This window comes from Streptococcus sp. 2018162 (assembly GCF_019754175.1).
In the GTDB taxonomy this organism is placed as follows: Bacteria; Bacillota; Bacilli; order Lactobacillales; family Streptococcaceae; genus Streptococcus; species Streptococcus hashimotonensis.
The window spans coordinates 67364-90653 of sequence record NZ_JAIJZP010000006.1; the positions used below are offsets into that span (position 1 = coordinate 67364).

The following is a 23290-nucleotide window of genomic DNA, read 5'->3' on the forward strand; positions in this document are numbered from 1 at the left end:
TTTCGGCTGAGTTTTTCTGTTATAATGAATAGAAGAAAAAACGCTTACAAGGAGAAGACACATGCAAGAATTAGGACAGACAGGTTTACAGGTTCCTCGAATTGCTTTAGGCTGTATGCGAATGGCTAGTTTGACAGAGCAGGAAACTGCTAGAGTATTAGATACAGTCGTTGGACAGGGAATCAACTTTTTCGACCATGCAGATATTTACGGCGGAGGTGAGTCAGAAATTCGCTTTGCTCAGGGGGCAAAATTGGCAGGTATCAAGCGTGAGGACCTGCTTCTCCAGTCCAAATGTGGCATTCGCAAGGGTTATTTTGATTTTTCTAAAGATTACATCTTGGAGTCTGTAGATGGGATTTTGAAGCGCTTGGATACAGATTATTTGGATGTTCTCGCCTTACACCGTCCGGATGCTCTAATGGAAGCAGAGGAAGTGGCAGAGGCCTTTTATCTCTTGAAAAAAGCAGGGAAGGTTCATCATTTCGGCGTCAGCAACCAAAACATTTACCAAATGGAGTTACTTCAATCCTATCTCGATCAACCGCTTGCAGTTAATCAATTGCAGCTCTCTCCTGCTCACACGCCTTTGATTGATGCTGGATTACATGTCAATATGAAAGATGATGCTGCGACTATGCGTGATGGTGGGCTGATTGATTATTGCCAGCTTAAAAAAATCACTATCCAAGCCTGGTCTCCTTTCTTGATTGATTTGCAACGAGGTATTTTTGCCAGTCATCCTGACTATGCTCTTTTAAACCAGACCATTGGGGAAATAGCAGAGCGATACAATGTTTCACATGAAACAATTGTCGTAGCTTGGATTTTGCGCCATCCAGCAAAGATTCAAACCATTGTTGGGTCCATGAATCCAGATCGTTTGACCAAGATTGCACAAGCTAGTCAGATTACCTTGACTCGACCAGAATGGTACGAAATATATAAAAGTGCAGGCAACATCTTGCCCTAGGAGGAAGCTATGCAGTGGGAAATAAAAGCATTTGACCAACTAAGTTTACAGGAACTTTACGGTATATTGACACTGAGAGTTGATGTCTTTGTCGTTGAACAGGCCTGTCCCTATCCTGAAGTTGATGGAAAGGATCCAAACTGTCTTCATCTTTTGGGAACTGATGAAGGAGAGTTAGTGGCTTACTTGAGAATCTTGCCAGCTGGTCTAAGTTATGACGAAGTTTCTATCGGCCGTGTGGTTATCAAGCCAAGTCATCGTGGCAAAGGCTTAGGAAGACCAATGATGGAGCAGGCAATTCGCTATATTACACACGAATGGAAAGAAAGTCAGATTAAAATCGGTGCCCAAGCCCATTTAGAAAAGTTCTATAGTTCGCTAGGTTTTGAGGCGGTTTCAGAAGTCTATCTAGAGGACGATATTCCGCATTTAGATATGCTTTATACTAAACCAGTCGTTTAAGGCTGGTTTTTTAAGCCTGTACTCACAAGTCAAGTTCTATAAGAGATAGTTTTTTGAAGGAATATGACCTGTATTTTGAAAATACAAAGGCTGAGTATCTGAATAAAAAGTCTAAGATAGGAATGCTGGCCGGTGAATACAGTTTCTTAGATTTTTCTCGGCAATTTCCCCCAAAAATCAGCCATTTTATGGTAGAATGAATAGGTATAAAATCAGTAAAAGAGGAAGAAAATGAAACGTTCTATGTACGCTGGACGTGTTCGTAAAGAACATGTCGGACAGGAAATTACTTTGAAAGGTTGGGTTGGCCGTCGTCGTGACTTGGGTGGTCTGATTTTCATTGATTTGCGTGACCGTGAAGGCATTATGCAATTGGTGATTAACCCTGAGTCAGTTGAAGCTGAAGTGATGGCAAAAGCGGAGAGTCTTCGTTCCGAGTTTGTTATCGAAGTAACGGGAACGGTTGTGGAGCGTGAACAAGCCAACGACAACATCCCAACAGGAGCTGTTGAACTGCAAGTAACCAGCTTAACAGTGTTGAACACGGCTAAGACAACTCCGTTTGAAATCAAAGATGGCATTGAAGCCAGCGATGATACCCGTCTTCGTTACCGTTATTTGGATCTTCGCCGTCCAGAAATGCTCAACAACTTCAAATTGCGTGCAGCTGTAACCCACAGCATTCGCAATTATCTGGATGACTTGGAATTTATTGATGTGGAGACGCCAATGTTGACTAAGTCAACACCAGAAGGTGCACGCGACTACTTGGTACCATCTCGTGTGTCAAAAGGTCATTTCTATGCCCTGCCACAAAGTCCACAGATTACTAAGCAGCTTTTGATGAATGCTGGTTTTGACCGTTACTACCAAATCGTTAAGTGTTTCCGTGATGAGGACTTGCGTGGGGACCGTCAACCTGAGTTTACACAGGTGGACTTAGAAACCTCATTCTTGAATGAAGTTGAAATCCAAGACATCGTAGAAGGCTTGATTGCTAAGGTTTTGAAAGATACCAAAGGAATCGATGTGACCTTGCCATTCCCTCGTATGGCCTATGACCATGCTATGAACTTCTATGGTTCAGATAAACCAGATACTCGTTTTGAGATGCTTTTGCAAGACTTGACAGAACTTGTCAAGGAAGTTGATTTCAAAGTCTTCTCAGAAGCACCAGTTGTCAAAGCCATTGTGGTCAAGGGTGCGGCGGATAGCTACTCACGTAAAGACATTGATAAATTAACAGAATACGCCAAACAATTTGGTGCCAAGGGACTTGCTTGGGTTAAAGTAGACAAGGGAGAATTAGCGGGTCCAGTTGCTAAGTTCTTGACAGGTATTACAGATAAGTTGACAGAAAGTTTACAACTTGAGAACAAGGACCTGGTTCTCTTTGTGGCGGATGAATTGGAAGTAGCCAATAATACCTTGGGAGCTTTGCGTAACCGCTTGGCAAAAGAGCAAGGTTTGATTGACGAAAGCAAATTCAACTTCCTCTGGATTGTAGACTGGCCAATGTTTGAGTGGTCGGAAGAGGAAGGTCGCTATATGAGTGCCCACCACCCATTCACTTTGCCGACGGAAGAAACAGCTCATCATTTGGATGGTGATTTGGCGCAAGTGCGTGCAGTTGCCTACGATATTGTTTTGAATGGTTATGAATTGGGTGGCGGTAGCCTTCGTATCAACCAAAAAGACATGCAAGAACGGATGTTCAAGGCTCTTGGTTTCTCACCTGAAGATGCGCATGAGCAGTTTGGTTTCTTGCTTGAAGCTATGGACTACGGCTTCCCACCACACGGTGGATTGGCTATCGGTTTGGACCGCTTTGTCATGTTATTGGCTGGTGAGGATAATATTCGTGAAGTTATCGCCTTTCCGAAGAATAACAAGGCATCTGATCCGATGACACAGGCACCAAGTACGGTTGCATCAGCTCAATTAGAGGAATTGGCTTTAGACATTACACTTGAAAATGAATAAATTTTTCAGAAAACAGCGTGTACGCTTTTTAAGAAAGGCCAGAAAGAATAAGTTTTGGTCGGTCATTTTGGGAATTTCTCGGGAAAAATATGCTGAACGGATATCGGGGTCCATTATTTATGGACTCCTATCTAGTATTGCAGTCAATTTTTTCTTTAGACCAGGGAATGTCTATTCGTCTGGAGTTACTGGTCTTGCACAAATTGTTTCTGCTCTGGCAGCTTCTTACGCTGGTTGGAATGTACCGATTGCGGTGGTCTACTACGGTCTGAACATCCCCTTGCTTATCTTAGCTTGGTATAAAATTGGTTATAAATTTACTATCTTTACCTTTATTACGGTATCCTTCAGTTCTTTCTTTATCCAATTTATGCCGCCAGTTACCCTGACGACGGATCCGTTAGTCAATGCTATTTTCGGTGGTCTCATGCTGGGAACTGGGATTGGCTTTGCGCTTAGGAACAATGTATCCAGTGGTGGTACCGATATTGTCTCTATTATTATTCGCAAGAAGACGGGACGTCAAGTTGGCTCCATTTCCTTGATTGTCAACATTATGATTATGTTGATTGCAGGGATGACCTTTGGCTGGCAATATGCCCTGTATTCAATGGTTGCGCTGTTTATCTCCAGTCGCATGACAGATGCGATTTTCGTGAAACAAAAACGGATGCAGGCCATGATTATTACTAATCATCCTGAACGAGTCATTAAGAAAATCCATAAGAAGCTCAATCGCGGTGTGACCATTATCAACGGTGCTGAGGGTGCTTATAACCATGAGCAAAAGACGATTCTCATTACCATCATCACTCGTGCAGAGTTCAATGATTTCAAGCATATTATGAAAAAGGCAGACCCCGAAGCCTTTGTATCGGTAGCTGACAACGTCAATATTATTGGTCGGTTTGTGGAAAGTGACTGATTGACAAACACTACATGTAGGAGTAAAATAGTATTTACAGTCTACATGTAGTGTTTTTATTATAAAGAGGAAATGTATGAAGAAGAAAATATATTTGGTTTACATTAGTTTGAGTGGCAATACAGAAAGTTTTGTGAAACGCCTAAAGTCCTTTTTCCAATTTCAAACTGACTGGGAGGTTGAACTGGTTCATGTCAAAGATTTGGTCAAGCAGGATATTCCTTTCTATCAGCTAGATGCACCCTTTGTCGCCTTTTTACCAACCTACTTAGAAGGTGGAAATGGAGTGGACAACGGAGATGTGGAAATTCTGACCAATCCTCTCGGAGATTTTATCGCTTTGGGGACCAATGCAGAGCTCTGTCTGGGTGTCGTTGGCTCAGGCAATCGGAATTTCAACAACCAATATTGTCTGACTGCTAAGCAATATGCTGAGCGATTTTATTTTCCTGTTATAGACACCTTTGAACTCAGAGGGATGCAGAATGACATTGAACGCATTGGTCGGAAGATAATGGAATTGATGTAAAGAGCCTCAACTCAGCTTTATGCTGGGTTGTTTTTTTGTCACACAAAAAAACTCACCAGTGTGACCAGTGAGTTTTAAGGAGATTATGAAAAATATTTAGGATTGACTATAGTATACCTCAGACTATATCGTGTTTCATCGGTCTAAAGTCCTATTTGTCTTCTAAAATGCAAATACTCTGTCCTGCAATTGTGATTTCTTGCTGATCACACTCTTCGACTGGAGGATAGTTGTAGAGAACTGTCTTATTTTTTTCACGTTCATAGGTAAAGTCGCTATCCGCAAAGTTGATGATAAATTGAATGGTCTTTTCTTCACTTGTCACTTGATAGCGAAGAACATATTCAGTTAACCAGTAGAAATCACAAGTTTCTTGGATACTTTCGTAGTTATCCTGGCTGAGTATTGGATTATTTTTGCGGAAGGTAATTAATTCCTGAATGAATTCGATATGTTCCTTATAGCGAATAGCTCGTGTCCAGTCCAGACGGTTGATACGGTCAGGGACATTGTAAGTATTATCTATTTCATCTTTTGTACGGAAAAATTCCTGTCCGCTGTGAATGAAGGCCATACCCTGAGAGATTAAGATGAGCTGGAGCCCAAAACTTGCAGCACGTTTTTGCTGTTGAGGTGTCCAGTTTGGATTCTCAATATGGAAATAGTCAAATGCTGTAGCATTATCATGGCATTCGATGTAGTTAAGGGACTGTTGAGGCGTTAAGAAATGGCTTAATCGGCTACCAGTCAGGAGATGTTGTACCTTTTCGTGCAATTGCTTATCTACTAGACGGTTTGGATTGAGCAAGAGTTTCTTAAAGGTATCACGGTAATCGTCGTTGAAGAAGCTGATTTCAGGTAACTGCTCTGCATTGTACTGATGAGCCAGCTTTTCAAATTCGAGGCCTGTTGCCATTTTCCATCCTTCACCATAGAGGTAGACATTTGGGTAAATGGCAGATAATTCAGTTTGAATCTGGTTGATTGTTTCGCTATCTAAAATACCCATAAGGTCGAAACGGAAGCCATCAAAACCATAGAGTTCTAGCCATTGGCGAAGGGATTGTTTGATGTAGTTGCGGACCATACTGCGCTCGCTGGCAACGTCGTTACCGCAGAATGTCCCGTCTGTTCGCATGCCGTGGTCATCATAGCGATAGAAGTAGCCTGGAACGATGAGCTCAAATGCGTACTTTTCAGCATGATAGACGTGGTTGTAAACAACGTCCATAATAACGGAAATATCTGCATCATGGTAGGCCTGAATAGCTTCTTGTAGCTCTAGAATACGTGCGTAAGGATCATTTGGTTGGCTAGAATAGGAACCTTCTGGCAGATTGTATTGCATAGGGTCGTAGCCCCAGTTGTAAACAGCTTGGGGTTTATTTTCATCCACACTGCCAAAATCATAAACAGGCAATAATTGAATATGGGTAACGCCTAGTTCTCTGATGTAATCCATTCCTAGCTTCATGCCATCCATGGTAGGAGACTCTGTCAATCCGAGAAATTGACTGCGATGCTTGAAACCAGCTTCTTTTTGCCATGAGAAATCACGGACGCTCATTTCATAGATAATGGACTGAGAGATAGGTCGTTGGGTCTTAGCACGACGGATTTTATGAAGTTTATCTGGATTGATAACGTAGCTGTCACCTGAGTTGGCTGTGGAAGACAGGGCGTAGGGATCGTGAACGGAAATCCATTCACCGTTTACTTTGTGGAGATAGTGATAGCTGTGCGCTTCGAGGTCTCCTTCAACAGTAATTTCCCAAACTCCTTTTGCTCCCTTAGTCATTGCATATGGGTTTCCTTCTAGAACAAGAAAAACTTGCTTAGAAATAGGTGCCCATAACTTAAAGGTTGTTGCCTCTGGTCGATAGGTTGCTCCTAAGTCTTGCCCATTGTATGTATAACTTTGTTCAAAAAGTGTAGAGCGAACAATATGACCATAGCCGAGTTCAGCTTTATTACGGTCCTGGTCGTAGATGGTATAGTCCTTGTCCAATGTCAATGCATGGAGGCTGGTTAGATAATAGATAACGAGATTGTCTACTTCTAGACAGGAATGGATAAAAAGTTGAGACGTAGCATCATTTGATTCGAGTGAGAAGCTCATATGTTCGGAGTCGAATCGTTTTTCCATGACCAAGCGAATAGTTGCTACATCATCAAGGAATGCTTGGAATTGTCGTAATGCCATGAGCCAAAAGGCTCCTTTCTAAGTTAGAGTTCGGTAATGGTATGTGGAATGACACGTCGGTAGCAGACTTGCTTGTCTTCCTTGTTGTCATTGATGATTTGGTGTAGAGTGTTGAATGCGACACGTCCTAGTTTAATAGCGTGGACGTCAACGTAGGCTTCAATATCTAGTTTTGGCTTGACGGAGTCGAAAGAAATGATAGGAAGTTTGACTCCGACTTCGTTGAGATATTTGACAACACCTTCGGCAACGGAAGTGTCGGTTGTGACGATTGCATCCAGGTCTTGTTTGAGTAATTTCTTAGAAATTTTATAGGCACTGTCTTCGAGAAGGAAGCCAGACACAAACTTGACCTTGTTTTCATCCAGGGGAATATTGTGCGATTTAAGGGCGTTCTTGTAACCTGTATAACGGTCTTGAGATACGACCAACTCTTTGTTACCAGCGACGAAGGCAATGTTTTTGTAACCTTTATTGATGAAGTAGTTGGTAGCTTCAAAGCCGGCCTGGATATTATCATTATCAACTAGTGATATGAATGGAGAATCCGCCTTACCAAGAATGAGGAAGGGGAATTTGTGTTGGATAGCCAATTGTACCAATGGATCGTCGGGCTTGGAATAGAGGAAGATGAGTCCGTCCACTCGTTTGCCGTAGACCATCTGAGAAATCGCTTCTAGACGTTGTTCTTCATTCTTTCCTGTGGAGATTTGGATGGCATAATTATGATCTGCTGCAACTTGAGAAATTCCTCGTAAGGCAGTAGGGAAGAAGGGGTTTTGATAGAAAACATCCGAGTCATCTGGCAAAACCAGTCCGATAACCTGTGTATAGCTAGAAACTAGGCTTCGAGCGTTGAGGTTTGGATGGTAGTTGAGATCCGCCATGGCTTTCCGCACCAAGTCTTTCGTTTTTTGGCTAATGGCAGAGCTATTTTGAATGACACGAGTAACTGTAGATGGCGAGACACCAGCTAATTTAGCCACATCTTTGATGGTTGCACGCATATAGACCTCCTAAATTTCATCTCTGAATTTTGTTTTGAAAAATACCCATAACAAGCATAGCACAAATAGGATATTTTGTATGGTTAGAAGGGTAGTCACAGGTTGACCAAATAGTCCAATTAGACAGGCTATAAGAGTAGGCAGGCCCAGACAGTTGAGAGCAAAATTATAGCACTCTGCAAATGTTTCAAAATGGAAGAAACGAGACTTTTTAGTCAAAAAGAGGAAGAAGCTGGCTCCTAGTAGGATGAAGAGTAGGTTTGTTGTTAAAATAAAGGTCGAAATAAGAGTGATGGACAGTCCGACAGCTGCTCGGTTGGCTTGATACCATTTTTTAGAGATGGCTGCAGTTAATGTCTCCTTACTAGCAAAATCGTCGGTATTCAAACCTTCATAAGTCAATTCGCTTAGAATATCACTTCCTTTACGAATAGTCAGAGACTGATTGGCGAATTGATAAGTAAAGTCAGAACTAGAGCTAACGGTATCACCAAATGTCACTTGCTCCCAGTTAGTATTTCCAGTATAGGTTAGGTGGTTGTTTTTGATGACTGCATGTTGACGGAGGTCATCTACGACCTGATCTGTCAGAGGTGAATAGATACCTTCTACGAAATTTTCTAAAGGATAGGTTTCGAGATTGACAGTCTGTAGGGAGCTCGGAATGAGCAAGAGCGCCACTAAAAAAAGCGTTGTAAACAACCGTTGCCAAAGGTTCATTAGTCTACGATTGGCAAACATATTTCTTGGAGAGAAGATACTAGAAAAATAGGAAAAAGGATATGGGAGCATTCGTTGGACCTTTCATAAATATCAATGTTTCCCCTGAAAAGGGAAAAGGTGGGACAGGGTTATCCCTTGTCGCCACCGCTTGTTAAACCAGATACAAAGTTCTTTTGTAGGAAGAAGAATAGGATACTGATAGGGAGGGCAATAAGAATAGCACCTGCCGCAAAGTAGGCAATCTTCATATTTTTCACATCACTGATGAAGGTTTGAAGGCCGACAGCTACAGTATAGAATTCTTTTTCACGAAGCAAGAATTTGGATAGGATGTAATCCCCAAAAGGTCCCATGAAGGCCCAGAGCGCTTGTACAGCAATCATTGGACGAACGAGTGGGAGGACGATTTGCCAGAAACGTCTGAAGTGACCAGCGCCGTCTAGTTTTGCAGATTCATCAAGTGAGATTGGCACCGTATCGAAGTAGCCTTTCATGAGCCAAGCGTTCATTGGGATACCACCACCGACATAAAGGAAGATGAGGAACCAGCTTTGGTTGAGCGCATTGAGCATGAGGGCCATAACGAAGAAGGCGGTAAGAGCAGCCATGGTTGGTACCATTTGGATAATCAAGAAGAAAACCAAACTCTGCTTACGAGCGATGAAGTTATAGCGACTATAAGCGTAACCCGCTAGTACCACTATACTTGTTTGAATAACCATTGTCAAGAGAGCAATGATAAGCGTATTGAGGTACCAGGTTCCGTATAGAGTCTCGCTAAAGAGCTTGCTGAAATTGTCTAGTGTAAAGTTGATATTGCTATCCAATTTGAAGGCAACCACGTTACCAGACTTGAAGGCGGACATGATTGTAATCAAGAGAGGATAGATGATGATAACAGACAGAACAATCAGATAGAGATAGGTTAAGGTCTGATTGATTCTACGTCTAAATTTTACAGATACTTTCATCTTATACATCCTCCATTTCAAAAGCATTTAGTTTTTTGAAGGCAATCATGGAAATACTGATGACAATCATTGAGATAATCAATGTAACTGCTGCCGCCATTGAGTATTGAGGTGATGTACCTGTGGTTAATTTATAAATCCATGAAATCAAGATGTCAGTTGAACCTGCTCCACCACCGACGCTACCAGGACCACCATTGTTGAAGAGGTAGATGATAGAGAAGTTGTTGAAGTTGAAGGTGTATTGACTGATTAGTGTTGGAGCTGCTACTGCTAAAATCATCGGAAGGGTTATGTTACGGAATTTTTGAATGGCACTTGCACCATCAATGTAAGCAGCTTCGTACAAGTCGTTTGGAATGGATTGTAAAATACCCAAGGTCAAAACATAGATATAAGGGAAACCAAGCCAAGCCTGCATCATAATGAGAGCAACTTTAGTCCAGAATGGGTCGGTCTTCCAAGGGATAAGGAAATTATCGATGAATGGTAGGAATTTGCTCAAGAATGGCAATACCTGTGTGTTAATAGCACCGACACTATCGTTGAACATGTTACTAAAAGTCAAGATAGTTACGAAGGCAGGAACAGCCCATGGGAGCAAGAAGATAACACCGAAGATACGTTTTCCTTTGATGAATGGTTGATTTGCGATGATGGCTGTCAAGATACCGATAACAATTTGAGCTGTTGAAGCGCAGAGTGCCCAGATAATTGTCCAGCCAAGTACAGAACCAAATGCGGTACGGAATGTGCTTAGTTTCCAGATGTTTGTAAAGTTGGTAATACCAATCCAATCCAATAATGCGCTTGGTGGCAGGTGTTTGAAGTCGTAGTTTGTAAAGGCGATAAACAATGTAACGACAACTGGGAAGATGATAGCAAAGGTCATCGCAATATATGATGGGATAATCAAGAGATATGGGAAACCATTCTCATAGATACCTTTTACCATTTCTTTTAATGTGGTAGCCACTGGCATCCCTGAATTCCATCGTTTCGCGGTATCACGTGCATCTTTTAGGTTGAGTGCATAGAAAGCGAGATAGACAACCGTGATAATCAAATGGAAAGAACCGCGAATCAGCATGAATAGTGAATTATCTTGTCCACGAACACTACCGAGGGTAATCAAGTTGCCTAATTCACCAGCTGCAATAGCAATAAAATAAACAAGGAAGGCAAGGGTAACACCCAAAAAGATGTATCCTTTGGCTTTTTGTTTATTGTAGATTTGTCCGAGACCAGGGATCAGGGACAAAAGGAGTGCCTTACCTGGATTTTGTTTCATAGTCATAGTCTCCTTATATAGCTTCTGAATAGATGGTAGATTTTATCTATTCAGTTTATCGTTAAGTAATAAAGTAGACTGGGAGGAACTCCCAGTCCAACTTTAAACTTGACTAGTTGCTGTGTTTTTGAGCAATTTCGTCTGCAATAGCTTTCACAGCGTCTGTTGCAGCAGTTTTAGCGTCTTTTGCACCACTTGCAGCTTCGAAGAGCATGTTGCCAGCTGGTGTCCAAACTGAACCCATTTCTGAGATGTTTGGCATTGGTTGAGCTGAAGCGAACTGGTTGATAACTGCAGTTGTCAATTCGTCGTTTTTGCTTACAGCATATTCACGAGCTTCAGTGTTAGCTGGAACTTCGTTTGTAGCGTCGTAAAGTGCTTTTTGTTGGTCTGTAGCAGTCAAGAAGTCAACAAATTTTTGAGCCATTTCTTGGTTTTTAGCGCCTGTAGGAACAATCCACGCTTTACCACCACCGAATGCTGAGTAGTTTTTACCGTTTACAAGAGTTGGGATTGTTGCTACACCATAGTTTACACCAGCTTCTTTATATGAAGCTGCTTTCCAAGGTCCTTCGATGATAGCAGCTGCTTTACCGTCTGTAAATTGAGTGTTAATCAAGTTGTTTGCAGCAGTACCGTCTTGAAGACCTTGAGGCCATTTTTCATACCAAGTTTTAGCGTATTCAATCGCTTGGATTGCGCCTTCGTTAGCAAGACCGATGTCTTTTGGATCAGTACCGTTTTCACCAAATACGTAGCCACCGTAACCAGCTAGAAGTCCGTAAGTGTAGTAGAAGTTTGTCCAGTCAGCAAGGAAGGCAGTTGTTTTACCAGCTTCTCCTTCAAAGGCATATTTGCTATCTTTAGCAAGTGTTTCAAGTTCTGCAAATGTCTTAGGAGCTTCAGTCAACAAGTCTTTGTTGTAGTAAAGAACAAGTGTCTCGATAACTGCTGGTGAACCGTAAACTTTACCACCGTTTGTTACAAGAGCTGTTGTTGTCTCATCTGCTTTGCTATCATCTGCAAGTGTCAATTCAGATAATTGACCTTCAGAACCAAGGCTACCTACACGGTCGTATGGTGCCATCATAACGTCTGGAGCTGAACCAGATTGGTTATCCAATGACAAGTTATCCAAACCAGTCAAAGCATCACCAGTTTTAACTGTAACAGTCACACCATTTTCTTTTTCGAAGTCAGCTTTGACGTCGTTGATATAAGATTCATAACCTTGGTCAACGTAGACAGTCAATTCTTTGCTACCTTCAGCAGACTTAGATGCCTCTGTTGATGAACCTGAGTTTGAGCAAGCAGCTAAAACAGCAGTTGATGCAGCAAGAAGAGCAACGCTCTTAAGGAGATTGTGTTTCATTTTCTTCCCTCCGAAGATAAATAGTTTTGTGTGACGTCTGCTTTGCGCAAACGTTTTCCTAAGTTGACTACATTATACACCAGATTGAATCCGTTTGCAAGCGTTTTTATAAAAAAAATTAAAAATTTTTTTGAGTTTTAAAAAACGTAAGAATTTTTTTGTATATATAATGAAAAGAAATATGGAATGGTATAGGAACGAACAGAATTAAAGGAAAATCCCTTGATTTGTTACCGTTTTCAGTATATAATGAAAAAGAGAAAACGTTTGCGTCATGTAAGCGGATTAGATAGGAGAGCTTATGAAAGTAAGACAGAGTGGTGTGCTGATGCACATTTCATCATTACCAGGAAAATATGGAATTGGTTCCATGGGACAATCGGCCTATGAATTTGTTGATTTTTTGGTAAGAACTAAGCAACGCTATTGGCAAATCTTACCTTTGGGAACAACCAGTTATGGAGATTCTCCTTACCAGTCATTTTCAGCTTTTGCAGGGAATACTCATTTTATTGATTTCGATATATTGATTGAGAAAGGCTGGCTGGCAGCAGAGGATTTACAAGGTGTTGATTTTGGGCAGAATCCTACAGAGGTAGATTACGCAGCCATTTTTTATGCTCGCCGTCCATTACTGGAGAAGGCAGTTGCCAACATGAAGGCACAAGGCCTGCCAGAAGATTATTGGATGTTCTTAGGGGAGAATGACTTTTGGATTCATACCTTTGCGGAGTATATGGCTATAAAAGAGCATTTTGATCTCAAACCTTGGACAGAATGGGAAGATCAAGGGGCGCGCTTACGTTACCACGATACCTTGGAATATTATCGTCACTTGTTGGCAGATCGAATCGATTATCACCGTATTACACAATATTTATTCTTTTCACAATGGAAGGCTTTAAAGGCTTACGCCAATGCCAAAGGTGTTGAGTTTGTTGGGGATATGCCGATTTATATCGCGGCTGATTCTGCCGATATGTGGGCTAATCCACATTTCTTTAAAACGGATGAAGAAGGTAAGCCGAGTGTGGTTGCAGGATGCCCACCAGATGCCTTTTCAGAAATTGGTCAGCTTTGGGGCAATCCGATTTATGATTGGGAAGCGATGAAGCATGACGGATTTACTTGGTGGGTTGCTCGTTTACGTGAATCCTTTAAGATATACGATATGGTACGTATCGACCACTTTATCGGCTTTGCCTCCTTCTGGGAAATTCCAGCGGGTGAAGAAACAGCTGTAAATGGCTATCGTGTTGAAGCACCAGGTTTTGAATTATTTGATACAATCAAGCGTGAACTTGGTGATTTAAATATCATAGCTGAGGATTTGGGCTCTGTGACAGATAAGGTCATCCAATTACGTGATACGACAGGTTTTCCTGGTATGAAAGTCCTGCAATTTGCCTTTGACCCTGAGGGCGACAGCATTGAAATGCCACATAACCATCCTAATAATGTGGTGGCATATGCGGGAACCCATGATAATGATACGATTCTTGGCTGGTACGAAAATGAAACAACGAAAGAATCGCGTGCATTCTTAGATAAGTACAGCAATCGTCGTGAGGGCGAAACGGTCAGTCATGCTCTTTTCCGCCTGCTCTTTGGTTCGCCTGCCTTTATGGCGGTGGCTACTATGCAGGACCTACTTGGTTTGGATGGTTCAGCTCGCATGAACTTGCCAAATACACTTGGTGGTAACTGGACTTGGAGAATGACGGCAGATCAATTGACACCAGAGGTTGAAGCGGAATTGCTAGACCTTACAGAAACCTATCGTCGGGTTAATGTGCATTTGGTTGATGAAAAGTCAGAATAAAATGAACTCCTCTAAGCAGCTAACTTAGAGGAGTCTTTGTTATCTCTGTTTACGGACATAGAGCCAGTAGCAAATCCAGTAGTAGATGGTGTAGAGTAGGCAGGCTACGATAGTCCAAATGAAAAATGTATTCAGCACTTTAGCAAGACTTGGCAATAACCAGTTAATCAGTAGAGTAACTACAAAAATAATCACTCCGATATAGGTGGGTAATTTCTTCATGAGTTTTCCTCCTTTGAACTTAGTATAACAAAATTATATTTGTAGTCAAATGAAATATATGATTGACAATACAAAAATATGAGTATAAAATATAGAAAAAAGGAGGCTATTATGAAAAGACCAATTCATTTGTATATTTTTGTTGTGCTGTCATCTATTGCGAGCGTATTGCGTGGCTTTAATATATTTTTTGCGAAGTACGATGAGGCGGTTGTGCGTCAATTGTTGCAGAATTTTAATGTTGAGGGGATTGATGAGGCATATTTTACCTACATGAGAGAATCTATCAATTTCCAGACGAATCTTGTCAATAAGGTATTTGCAGTTGTGCTATTACTTGCTGTGATTGCGACGATTGTACTGCTTTTCCTCAAGAAAAATGAGCAGGCTTCTTATACCTACCTGGGTTATCTTTTTGTAACTCTCCTATTTTCGACCTATGCTTTTATTGGTGAGAAAGGGTTGGGTCAAATTTATACGGATTCAGTTATGCGTCAGTCAGTAGAGGCGCAGGCAATGATGAATTATATTATTCGAGTTGTCCTATTTGCCATCTATTTTGGGGTAACTATTTTCTTCCATCTGCGTAAACCGAAAGAAAAACCGAGCACAGCTATTAATTCGACAGATATTTAATGAAAAAGCACAGTCTAAAAAGATTGTGCTTTTAAATTTTGCCTTTTTTATGATTAGGAGATGGCGATGTAGCGTCGAGCACCTGAGTAACTGATATAGCTAATCCATGTGCGACCTTCGGCAGTAATAACTTTATCATAGCGAACGACTGAGCCGGCTCCGTAGAAGGTGATTTCAGGACTGGACAGACTTGGATTGTTGCGGACACTAGAGTAGGACTGGATGGTGTAGCTACCTGACGCTGGTAGGCTGTTGTTTGTAGATGGAGTAATGGTAGGCTGGATGGCGATATAGCGCCGAGCTCCAGAATAGCTGATATAGCTAATCCATCGTTGTCCGTCGGCTTCAAGAACCTTGTCGTAGCGGACGCTTTCGCCAGCATAATAGTAATCGAGGGTAGGGCTAGATAGACTAGCTTGAGATTTGATGGCCAGTTGGCTGGTAAAAGTATAGGTGCCGCTTGGGGCTAAGGCGGGTTGAGAGTTGGTTGTTCCCGCTCCGAGGTCTTTAAAATGAATGTAGCCGCTAACGGCATTTTTGGGGATAACTCGCCTTCCGTAGGTATAGCGAACACCGTAGTTGTATTCCTCGATCTCTACGGTATCTCCATTTACTGCAGAAACCCATGCGACATGCATGGGAGTTTCCCACCAGGCAACGGCGCCGACAGCAGGTGTCATGTTAACTTGATAACCTTCTTGTTTGGCACGATGGCCCCAAACATTGGCATCACCATAGGCAGGTGGCAATGTAAAACCGTTAACAGTGCTAAGTCGAAAGGCTACAAAGGAGGTGCACTGGCGTGTGTAGAGTCTCCATGGATCGACTGCATCAACTGCTGTGTAGGGATAGTCATCTCCTCGTGCATTGGCTGAGGCTGAAGGTGGGGATTGTAAATTGATACCGACAATGAAAATGGCGGCTAGAAGCTGACAGGCGATTCCTTTTCTTTTCAAGAATGTTTTCATTATTTCTCCTTGTGTAGTAGATGTAGAGGCATCACGTGTACCTCCCATCTATATATTCGTAATTGAAATGAATCTTTTTGATTTTCATTTGGCATAAGGAGTTGTTGTGATAAGGAATCGGAAACGATAGTAGGCAATGTGGTAGAAAAAAGCCTCGGCTGATGGCCGAAGGCTTTGATTACATTTTTTCAGGTGCTTTTACGCCGAGAAGACGTAGAGCTTCTTTGAGGACAAGTCCTGTCGCGTAGGCAAGTGCTAGACGGCTGTCACGCTCTGGGCTTTCATCCAAGATACGAGTGTGTGCGTAGTACTTGTTGAAGGCTTGCGCCAGGTTGATAGCATATTTAGCGATGAGAGATGGGTCAAATTTGTCACCGGCACGTTCTACAACGTTTGAGAAGTTTTGGATGTGCTTGATGATTTCCCAGCTTTCTGCGTCAGCTAGTTTGTAGTCATTTTCTGCGCTTGGTACAAAGTTGGCTTTGCGCAGGATAGACTGGATGCGGGCGTATGCGTATTGTACGTAAGGACCTGTTTCGCCCTCGAAGGAAACCATAGCTTCTAGGTCGAAGTCGTAGCCGTTGTCACGGTCGGTTTTGAGGTCGTAGAACTTAACAGCGCCTACACCAACTGCGTGTGCCACTTCTTCCTTGTTTTCAAGGTCAGGGTTTTTAGCTTCGATTTGAGTAAGGGCGCGTGAAATAGCTTCATCTAGAGTTGGCTCGAGTAGGATAATATTTCCTTTACGAGTAGAGAGTTTTTTCTTATCCTTGGTAACCAGACCGAAGGTGATATGGGTCATATCGTCGCTCCAGTCGAAATCCATTTCTTTCAAGACAGCCTTGAGCTGTTTGAAGTGGTTGATTTGCTCCTGACCAACGACATAGATGCTTTTCACAAAGTCGTAAGTGCGTTTGCGGTACATAGCTGTTGCCATGTCACGTGTGATGTAAAGTGTTGCACCGTCTGTTTTCATGATGAGGGCTGGTGGAAGATTGTAGCTTTCGAGGTCAACGATTCTCGCACCTTTAGATTCTTGAAGAAGTCCTTTTTCTTCTAAGATTTGGATGCCTTCGTCCATCTTATCGTTGTAGAAAGCTTCGCCATTATAGCTGTCGAACGTTACATCGAGTTTGTCGTAAATGCGGTTGAATTCGACCAAGCTTTCATCACGGAACCATTGCCATAGCTCGTGAGCTTCTGGATCGCCATCTTCCAATTTTTTGAACCATTGACGAGCTTCTTCGTCCAACTCAGGCTTTTCTTCCGCTTCAGCGTTGATACGCACATAGAGTTTGAGGAGTTCTGAAATTGGGTCTGCTTCGACCGCAGCCTTGTCCCCCCAAAGTTTGTAGGCAACAATCAACATACCGAACTGTTTACCCCAGTCACCCAAGTGGTTGATGCGGATTGGGTTGTAGCCAAGCTTTTCGTGGATATTGGCAAGGGCATCGCCGATAACGGTTGAACGCAAATGTCCAACTGAGAAAGGTTTAGCAATGTTGGGACTAGACATGTCGATGGTAACATTGCGTCCCTGACCGATGTTGAGTTGACCGTATTGGTCTTTCTGCGTAATGACATCTGTCAAGACTTGGTGGGAGATAGCAGCCTTGTCCAAGAAGAAGTTGACGTAAGGACCAGTTGCAACAACGTTCTCAAAGCCAGTTGTATCGAGTTTTTCAACGATGTCCGCTGCGATAGCCTGTGGAGCCTTGCGTTCCACTTTAGCAAGTGAGAAGGCTGGGAAGGCAATATCGCCCATTTCTGATGATTTTGGTTTTTCTAGCAGATTGTAGATAGCTTCCACTTCCAAACTCGGAAGGATGGCAGCCAATCTTTCTGCAATCACTTGTTTTTGATTCATATAGGATTTCCTCCAAAGTTATTGATTCTATTTTAACACATTTCTAGGCTAATAGCGGGGAAAAGTGTTATAATATTTCTATAAATATACATTTTGAGGTAAAATGATGAATAAAGCAGGACGACATGATTTAATAAAGGCCATGATTCGTCAAGAAAAAATAGGGCGACAAACGGATATTCAGCAAGGTTTAGAGGCTCGAGGGGTAGTGGTAACCCAGACAACCTTGTCTCGTGATTTACGTGAGTTGGGAGTGATAAAAATTCATGAAAATGGGCGTTCATTTTATTCCTTAGCTATCGAAGAAGAGCGCGTGAATTTTATCCAATTATTGGCACAATATGCGTATAAAGTAGATAGGGCTAGTTTTATTCTGGTCCTTCATTCAGAGCTGGGAGAAGCGGCCTTGATGGCCAATATCATTGATGCAGAAAAGCCAGAGACTATTTTGGGAACGCTGGCGGGAGCTAATACACTTTTAGTTATTTGTCGAGATGATGTAGCGGCTCAGCAAGTTGAAGCGGAGATTAACTACTATTTGAATTAGAACAGGGAGAGATGATGGCAACAGAAAAAATTTCTCCGGGAATGCAGCAGTATCTGGATATAAAAGCACAGTATCCAGATGCTTTTTTGCTTTTCCGTATGGGAGACTTTTATGAGTTATTTTATGAAGATGCGGTGGAAGCGGCACAGATTTTGGAATTGTCCTTGACCAGTCGGAATAAGAATGCGGAGAATCCGATTCCTATGGCGGGGGTACCGTATCATGCGGCACAACAGTATATCGACACACTTGTTGAATTAGGGCATAAGGTCGCTATTGCTGAGCAGATGGAAGATCCTAAGCAGGCAGTCGGCGTGGTCAAGCGGGAAGTAGTGCAGGTCATTACTCCTGGTACGGTAACAGACTCGTCCAAAATGGGAGCAGATAGTAACTATTTGGTTGCGATTGACCGTCAGGGAGTGCAGTTCGCACTTTCTTATATGGATGTGTCAACAGGTCAGTTTTTTGTGACTAGTTTGGATGATTTTACCAGTCTTTGCGGTGAAATCCGCAATTTACGGGCACGTGAATTGGTCATCGGCTATGCTCTGTCGGAGGAAGAGGAGCAGGTTTTCTCGAATCAGATGAACTTGTTGCTCTCTTTTGAAGATGAGGTGACGGAGGATGTTCAGCTGATTGACAACTCGCTGACGGACTTGGAAAAGGCTGCGGCGGGTAAACTCCTCAGCTACCTTCATCGGACTCAGATGCGAGATCTGAGCCACTTGCAGAAGGTGGTCCATTATGAAATCAAGGACTATCTGCAAATGGACTATGCAACCAAGTCTAGTCTGGACCTGCTTGAAAACGGTCGGACAGGCAAGAAGCATGGTAGTTTGTACTGGTTGCTAGACGAAACCAAGACAGCCATGGGTATGCGACTATTGCGGACATGGATTGATCGTCCCTTGATTGACCTTAAGCGGATTGAGAATCGTCAGGCTGTCGTTCAGGTTTTTCTGGATTACTTCTTTGAACGGAGTGACTTGGTCGAGGCTTTAAAAGGTGTCTATGACATCGAACGTTTGGCCAGTCGGGTGTCTTTTGGAAAAACCATGCCCAAGGATCTCTTGCAGCTCTCCCAGACTTTGGGAAATATCCCAGCAATCAAGAATATCTTGCAACAAATCAATGAGCCTGCTCTAGGCAATCTGGTAGCTGGATTGGACCCAATTCCAGAACTGCATGCTCTCATCAGCTCTGCTATTGACCCAGAAGCCCAAGGGACCATCACAGATGGAAACATCATCCGTACGGGCTTTGACGAAACGCTGGATCAGTATCGTCTGGTCATGCGTGAGGGAGCGGGTTGGATTGCGGAGATTGAGTCCAAGGAGCGTGAAGCATCTGGTATCAATAATCTCAAGATTGATTACAACAAAAAAGACGGCTACTATTTCCATGTGACCAATTCCAATCTGGGCAATGTGCCGGACCATTTTTTCCGTAAGGCGACCTTGAAAAACTCGGAGCGCTATGGAACGGAAGAGTTGGCTAAGATCGAAGGGCAGATGTTGGAGGCGCGTGATAAGTCTGCTAATTTGGAATACGAGATTTTCATGCGGATTCGCCAAGAGGTTGAGAAGTATATCGGTCGCTTGCAGAAGTTAGCTCGGACCATTGCAACCATCGATGTTTTGCAGGCCTTTGCAGTTGTGGCGGAGCAGCAACATTTGGTTTGTCCACGCTTTACAGATCAAAGAGAAGTGACCATTGACCGTGGTCGTCATGCGGTGGTGGAGAAAGTCATGGGCAAGCAGACCTACATTCCCAACTCTATTCACCTGAATACCGATACGCATATGCAACTGATTACAGGTCCAAACATGAGTGGTAAGTCTACCTATATGCGGCAGTTGGCGGTTATCGTCATCATGGCGCAGATGGGTTCTTATGTGCCTGCTGATCAGGCTGCATTGCCGATTTTCGATGCTATTTTTACCCGTATTGGGGCGGCAGACGACTTGGTTAGCGGTCAATCGACCTTCATGGTCGAAATGATGGAGGCCAATAAGGCGGTCCGTCTGGCGACAGATCGTTCGCTCATCCTCTTCGATGAACTTGGACGGGGAACGGCTACCTATGACGGTATGGCCCTGGCCCAGTCTATCATCGAGTACATCCACGACAAGATTGGTGCCAAGACTCTCTTTGCCACCCACTACCATGAGTTGACAGACCTTAGCCAGACCTTGGAACACTTAGAGAATGTCCATGTATCGACCTTGGAGAAGGACGGACAAGTCACCTTCCTCCACAAGATTGCCCAAGGTCCAGCTGACAAGTCCTACGGGATTCATGTGGCTAAGATTGCGGGAATGCCAGAGGAGCTATTGGAGCGGGCGGATAGGATTTTACAGACACTTGAAAACCAAGCACCTACTGCACCAACTCACCCAGCTCCGTCAGTTGTGGAAGAGCCGTCTGGTCAAATCGACCTCTTCGCAGACACGCCTTCTCACCCAGTCCTCGATGAACTGGCAAAACTGGACATCTACAATATGACCCCAATGGAAGTCATGATGAGGGTGGCAGAATTGAAGAAGAAACTATAAGACAATGAAAGTCAGGACAGCTGTTCTGGCTTTTTTGCCGTTTGGTCTCTCGGAACCATTATTTCTCTCATAACCTCTGCTATTGTCGGTCAAGGAACTTATCTACCTCTTCTGGCTGATCTTTGTCTTGGTCTACGCTTCTCTCTTTTTCCTAAACTATCGGAAAATGGAGCGGCAGATTCAGGACATCAACGGTCGTTTGTAGTATAATAGCACTATCATTTAATTGGAGTGTCTTATGAAAATTATTTTGACGATTGTCTATAGTTTGGGGGTAGTGTGGAATACTCTCTATATTGCCTACAATGTCGGTAAACTTCCTTTGTTAAATTTGCTTTGGCCTGCTGTGATTTTAGTGGCCTGTGCTATTAACCTGTACTTTTTATGGACTAGAAAACAAGAGTCAGAATAGGCTCTTTTTTTGATCCATAAATATTTTTTATGGCTGGCTATAAATAATTTAAAATATACAAAAAAGAGAGGGCATGATAAGATAGTGTCTATACATTACGAAAGGAGGGCAGGATGGGGAAACCGATTATTGGCATCACCAGTAATGAAAAGCCTGTCGCAGAGGGGATTCCGATTATGAAGTTATCGGTGTCTCGTAACTTTGCAGATGGAATCAAGCGAGCGGGGGGCCTTCCTTTTTATATCCCCTTGTCTGGTGAAACGGATGTTGTTGACTATGTGTCGGCGATTGATAAGTTATTACTGACGGGTGGTCAACATGTATTACCTCAGTTTTACGGTCAAGAAAAACTCATCGAAAGCGATGACTATTTCAAGGAACGTGACGAATTTGAACTGAAATTGGTCCACGAAGCCTTGAGACAGGAAAAACCGATTTTGGGGATTTGCAGGGGGATGCAGCTTTTCAATGTTGCACGTGGAGGAACTCTCAAACAAGCGGTAGAGGGGCATCGGTCCATGCCTTTTGATCTGATTCACCAGGTGGAATGTAAAGAGGCAACGCCTCTGGCTAGTATTTTTGGTCAGAGAGTAGCTGTTAATTCGATTCACAGCCAGGCGATAGAGAATCTGGGTCAGGGGCTAGAAGCGATTGCGCATTCTGTGGATGATGGTATTATTGAGGCTGTCCGATCAATGGATGAGACACGTTTTCTGGGTGTCCAGTGGCATCCGGAACTTCTGATTGATCAAAGTGGCGGTAATCAGAAGCTATTTGATTATTTTGTGCAGACCTTGTAGGTCTGACTTGCTTATACAAAAGGAGAATTACTATGAAATTAAGAACGATTCTATCACTGGCTGGTATCACAGCTCTTGCGACAGTTGCTTTGGCAGCTTGCTCGTCTACCTCAAACTCATCAAACACTAGCTCTTCAGAAGCGGATAAAAAAGAAATCATCGTAATGGGAACTGTTGGGACTACCAAACCTTTTTCTTATCGAGATGAGAATGGAGAGTTGACAGGGTTTGATATTGAATTGGCTCGAGCTATCTTTGATGGTTCTGACCAGTATGAATTGACCTTTGAAACAACAGATGGTAGCGGTCAATTCCCTGGCTTGGATTCAGGACGCTTTGATTTGTTAGGGAATAATACTTCCTATACAAAAGAGCGTGGTGAAAAATACCTCTATTCTTATCCAACGGCCTCTACACCGTCCGTTTTAGCTGTGCCAAAAGATACGGATATTCAGTCTTATAATGATATTGGTGGTCATTCTACACAGGTAGTTACAGGGACAACAACAGCTGCTCAGCTAGAGGAATACAATACTCAGCATACGGATAAACCAGTCGACATCAACTATACTGGCGAAAATATCACACAGATTTTGACCAATATAAATGATGGCAAGTATGATTTTAAAATTTTTGATGCCCCTACGGTTAATGCTATTATTGCAGATCAAAATTTGACAAATCTTAAAACAATCGAGCTTGAAGCAGCAGAAAAACCGTTTATTTACTATGTATTTTCTTCGGACAATACGGCTCTACAAAGCTTTGTCAACGACCGTATCAAGGCTTTGAACGAAGATGGGACTATTGCAAAATTGACAGAGCAATTCTTCGGAAAAGACTATGCTCCAACGGCGGAGGAACTAGCTGTTCCTAATGAATAGGAGTCGATAGTATTGTGACAGGAGGGAGCAGTCCAAGTGGGCTGTTTCTTTTTCATTGTCTTTTTATAATCATTAAGATTACTTATCACAGCCATAAAATATATATAAGGTTGATGTGGGTGGTTACATGATAAAATA

22 protein-coding genes are annotated in these 23290 nt (G+C 42.7%); 13 read left to right on the forward strand and 9 right to left on the reverse strand.

From position 1 onward, the window contains the following. Positions 1-61: 61 nt before the first annotated feature. The 5 genes from K5Q22_RS06395 (at position 62) to nrdI (ending at position 4872) form a co-directional block, all read left to right on the forward strand. The gene (locus tag K5Q22_RS06395) at positions 62-973 is read left to right on the forward strand and encodes an aldo/keto reductase family oxidoreductase (protein WP_205014012.1); all 912 of its coding nucleotides are present in this window, start codon (positions 62-64) and stop codon (positions 971-973) included. A 9-nt stretch (positions 974-982) separates the two neighbouring features. Next, the gene (locus tag K5Q22_RS06400) at positions 983-1435 is read left to right on the forward strand and encodes a GNAT family N-acetyltransferase (RefSeq protein ID WP_205014015.1); all 453 of its coding nucleotides are present in this window, start codon (positions 983-985) and stop codon (positions 1433-1435) included. Between the two features lie 231 nt (positions 1436-1666). Further along, complete coding sequence (gene aspS, locus K5Q22_RS06405) at positions 1667-3418, forward strand: aspartate--tRNA ligase (protein WP_205014018.1); 1752 nt, start codon at positions 1667-1669, stop codon at positions 3416-3418. Then, positions 3405-4343: a YitT family protein gene (locus tag K5Q22_RS06410; protein WP_398578138.1), complete on the forward strand. Its 939-nt coding sequence runs from the start codon at positions 3405-3407 to the stop codon at positions 4341-4343. The genes aspS and K5Q22_RS06410 overlap by 14 nt, the downstream gene beginning before the upstream one ends. 76 nt (positions 4344-4419) lie before the next feature. Beyond that, on the forward strand, positions 4420-4872 hold the full coding sequence (nrdI, locus tag K5Q22_RS06415) for a class Ib ribonucleoside-diphosphate reductase assembly flavoprotein NrdI (RefSeq protein WP_205014022.1): 453 nt from the start codon (positions 4420-4422) through the stop codon (positions 4870-4872). Positions 4873-5023: 151 nt separating this feature from the next. Here the strand turns inward: nrdI and pulA are convergent, their stop codons facing one another. The 6 genes from pulA to K5Q22_RS06445 all read right to left on the reverse strand — a co-directional run bounded on the left by pulA (position 5024) and on the right by K5Q22_RS06445 (position 12439). Continuing rightward, positions 5024-7075, reverse strand: coding sequence for a type I pullulanase (pulA, locus tag K5Q22_RS06420; protein WP_205014023.1), 2052 nt, complete (start codon positions 7073-7075; stop codon positions 5024-5026). Between the two features lie 23 nt (positions 7076-7098). Next, on the reverse strand, positions 7099-8082 hold the full coding sequence (locus K5Q22_RS06425; RefSeq protein WP_002936122.1) for a LacI family DNA-binding transcriptional regulator: 984 nt from the start codon (positions 8080-8082) through the stop codon (positions 7099-7101). Between the two features lie 9 nt (positions 8083-8091). After that, on the reverse strand, positions 8092-8802 hold the full coding sequence (locus K5Q22_RS06430) for a hypothetical protein (protein ID WP_239514856.1): 711 nt from the start codon (positions 8800-8802) through the stop codon (positions 8092-8094). 131 nt (positions 8803-8933) lie between these two features. Further along, on the reverse strand, positions 8934-9776 hold the full coding sequence (locus K5Q22_RS06435; protein WP_024384271.1) for a sugar ABC transporter permease: 843 nt from the start codon (positions 9774-9776) through the stop codon (positions 8934-8936). Between the two features lies 1 nt (position 9777). After that, the gene (locus tag K5Q22_RS06440) at positions 9778-11073 is read right to left on the reverse strand and encodes a sugar ABC transporter permease (RefSeq protein ID WP_009911009.1); all 1296 of its coding nucleotides are present in this window, start codon (positions 11071-11073) and stop codon (positions 9778-9780) included. A 106-nt stretch (positions 11074-11179) separates the two neighbouring features. Further along, positions 11180-12439, reverse strand: coding sequence for an extracellular solute-binding protein (locus K5Q22_RS06445; RefSeq protein ID WP_024401029.1), 1260 nt, complete (start codon positions 12437-12439; stop codon positions 11180-11182). 301 nt (positions 12440-12740) lie between these two features. Between K5Q22_RS06445 and malQ the strand changes: the two genes are divergently transcribed. Further along, positions 12741-14261 (forward strand): 4-alpha-glucanotransferase, encoded by a 1521-nt coding sequence (malQ, locus tag K5Q22_RS06450; protein ID WP_205014026.1) that lies wholly within the window; start codon positions 12741-12743, stop codon positions 14259-14261. A 39-nt stretch (positions 14262-14300) separates the two neighbouring features. Here the strand turns inward: malQ and K5Q22_RS06455 are convergent, their stop codons facing one another. After that, positions 14301-14483: a hypothetical protein gene (locus K5Q22_RS06455; RefSeq protein WP_205014029.1), complete on the reverse strand. Its 183-nt coding sequence runs from the start codon at positions 14481-14483 to the stop codon at positions 14301-14303. A gap of 111 nt (positions 14484-14594) precedes the next feature. On the opposite strand from K5Q22_RS06455, the gene K5Q22_RS06460 reads away from it, so the two are divergent. Next, a complete protein-coding gene (locus K5Q22_RS06460; protein WP_205014031.1) occupies positions 14595-15119 on the forward strand; it encodes a hypothetical protein in 525 nt (174 codons plus the stop codon). A gap of 53 nt (positions 15120-15172) precedes the next feature. Here the strand turns inward: K5Q22_RS06460 and K5Q22_RS06465 are convergent, their stop codons facing one another. Together K5Q22_RS06465 and argS are read right to left on the reverse strand one after the other, a co-directional pair. Further along, a complete protein-coding gene (locus K5Q22_RS06465; RefSeq protein ID WP_205014033.1) occupies positions 15173-16087 on the reverse strand; it encodes an SH3 domain-containing protein in 915 nt (304 codons plus the stop codon). Positions 16088-16265: 178 nt separating this feature from the next. Next, positions 16266-17954, reverse strand: coding sequence for an arginine--tRNA ligase (gene argS / locus K5Q22_RS06470; protein ID WP_205014034.1), 1689 nt, complete (start codon positions 17952-17954; stop codon positions 16266-16268). A 106-nt stretch (positions 17955-18060) separates the two neighbouring features. Here argS and argR point away from each other — a divergent pair, with 106 nt between their 5' ends. The 6 genes from argR (at position 18061) to K5Q22_RS06500 (ending at position 23152) form a co-directional block, all read left to right on the forward strand. Further along, complete coding sequence (argR, locus tag K5Q22_RS06475) at positions 18061-18501, forward strand: arginine repressor (RefSeq protein WP_002937036.1); 441 nt, start codon at positions 18061-18063, stop codon at positions 18499-18501. Positions 18502-18515: 14 nt separating this feature from the next. Next, positions 18516-21056, forward strand: a complete 2541-nt coding sequence (gene mutS / locus K5Q22_RS06480) for a DNA mismatch repair protein MutS (RefSeq protein ID WP_205014035.1) — start codon at positions 18516-18518, stop codon at positions 21054-21056. Between the two features lie 82 nt (positions 21057-21138). Then, on the forward strand, positions 21139-21261 hold the full coding sequence (locus K5Q22_RS06485; RefSeq protein WP_170239890.1) for a DUF3021 family protein: 123 nt from the start codon (positions 21139-21141) through the stop codon (positions 21259-21261). Between the two features lie 33 nt (positions 21262-21294). Further along, complete coding sequence (locus K5Q22_RS06490) at positions 21295-21468, forward strand: hypothetical protein (RefSeq protein ID WP_002941962.1); 174 nt, start codon at positions 21295-21297, stop codon at positions 21466-21468. A gap of 113 nt (positions 21469-21581) precedes the next feature. Further along, entirely contained in the window at positions 21582-22268 is a 687-nt protein-coding gene (locus K5Q22_RS06495; protein ID WP_029171291.1) for a gamma-glutamyl-gamma-aminobutyrate hydrolase family protein, read from the forward strand. A 32-nt stretch (positions 22269-22300) separates the two neighbouring features. After that, positions 22301-23152 (forward strand): amino acid ABC transporter substrate-binding protein, encoded by an 852-nt coding sequence (locus tag K5Q22_RS06500; RefSeq protein ID WP_105211594.1) that lies wholly within the window; start codon positions 22301-22303, stop codon positions 23150-23152. The last annotated feature ends 138 nt before the right edge of the window (positions 23153-23290 follow it).

Excerpts from the sequence above, each read along its gene's own strand:
- K5Q22_RS06395 (WP_205014012.1), top strand. The coding sequence starts at position 62 with ATGCAAGAATTAGGACAGACAGGTTTACAGGTTCCTCGAATTGCTTTA.
- K5Q22_RS06400 (WP_205014015.1), top strand. The coding sequence starts at position 983 with ATGCAGTGGGAAATAAAAGCATTTGACCAACTAAGTTTACAGGAACTT.
- aspS (WP_205014018.1), top strand. The coding sequence starts at position 1,667 with ATGAAACGTTCTATGTACGCTGGACGTGTTCGTAAAGAACATGTCGGA.
- nrdI (WP_205014022.1), top strand. The coding sequence starts at position 4,420 with ATGAAGAAGAAAATATATTTGGTTTACATTAGTTTGAGTGGCAATACA.
- pulA (WP_205014023.1), bottom strand. The coding sequence starts at position 7,075 with ATGGCATTACGACAATTCCAAGCATTCCTTGATGATGTAGCAACTATT.
- K5Q22_RS06425 (WP_002936122.1), bottom strand. The coding sequence starts at position 8,082 with ATGCGTGCAACCATCAAAGATGTGGCTAAATTAGCTGGTGTCTCGCCA.
- K5Q22_RS06430 (WP_239514856.1), bottom strand. The coding sequence starts at position 8,802 with ATGAACCTTTGGCAACGGTTGTTTACAACGCTTTTTTTAGTGGCGCTC.
- K5Q22_RS06435 (WP_024384271.1), bottom strand. The coding sequence starts at position 9,776 with ATGAAAGTATCTGTAAAATTTAGACGTAGAATCAATCAGACCTTAACC.
- K5Q22_RS06440 (WP_009911009.1), bottom strand. The coding sequence starts at position 11,073 with ATGACTATGAAACAAAATCCAGGTAAGGCACTCCTTTTGTCCCTGATC.
- K5Q22_RS06445 (WP_024401029.1), bottom strand. The coding sequence starts at position 12,439 with ATGAAACACAATCTCCTTAAGAGCGTTGCTCTTCTTGCTGCATCAACT.
- malQ (WP_205014026.1), top strand. The coding sequence starts at position 12,741 with ATGAAAGTAAGACAGAGTGGTGTGCTGATGCACATTTCATCATTACCA.
- K5Q22_RS06455 (WP_205014029.1), bottom strand. The coding sequence starts at position 14,483 with ATGAAGAAATTACCCACCTATATCGGAGTGATTATTTTTGTAGTTACT.
- K5Q22_RS06460 (WP_205014031.1), top strand. The coding sequence starts at position 14,595 with ATGAAAAGACCAATTCATTTGTATATTTTTGTTGTGCTGTCATCTATT.
- K5Q22_RS06465 (WP_205014033.1), bottom strand. The coding sequence starts at position 16,087 with ATGAAAACATTCTTGAAAAGAAAAGGAATCGCCTGTCAGCTTCTAGCC.
- argS (WP_205014034.1), bottom strand. The coding sequence starts at position 17,954 with ATGAATCAAAAACAAGTGATTGCAGAAAGATTGGCTGCCATCCTTCCG.
- argR (WP_002937036.1), top strand. The coding sequence starts at position 18,061 with ATGAATAAAGCAGGACGACATGATTTAATAAAGGCCATGATTCGTCAA.
- mutS (WP_205014035.1), top strand. The coding sequence starts at position 18,516 with ATGGCAACAGAAAAAATTTCTCCGGGAATGCAGCAGTATCTGGATATA.
- K5Q22_RS06490 (WP_002941962.1), top strand. The coding sequence starts at position 21,295 with ATGAAAATTATTTTGACGATTGTCTATAGTTTGGGGGTAGTGTGGAAT.
- K5Q22_RS06495 (WP_029171291.1), top strand. The coding sequence starts at position 21,582 with ATGGGGAAACCGATTATTGGCATCACCAGTAATGAAAAGCCTGTCGCA.
- K5Q22_RS06500 (WP_105211594.1), top strand. The coding sequence starts at position 22,301 with ATGAAATTAAGAACGATTCTATCACTGGCTGGTATCACAGCTCTTGCG.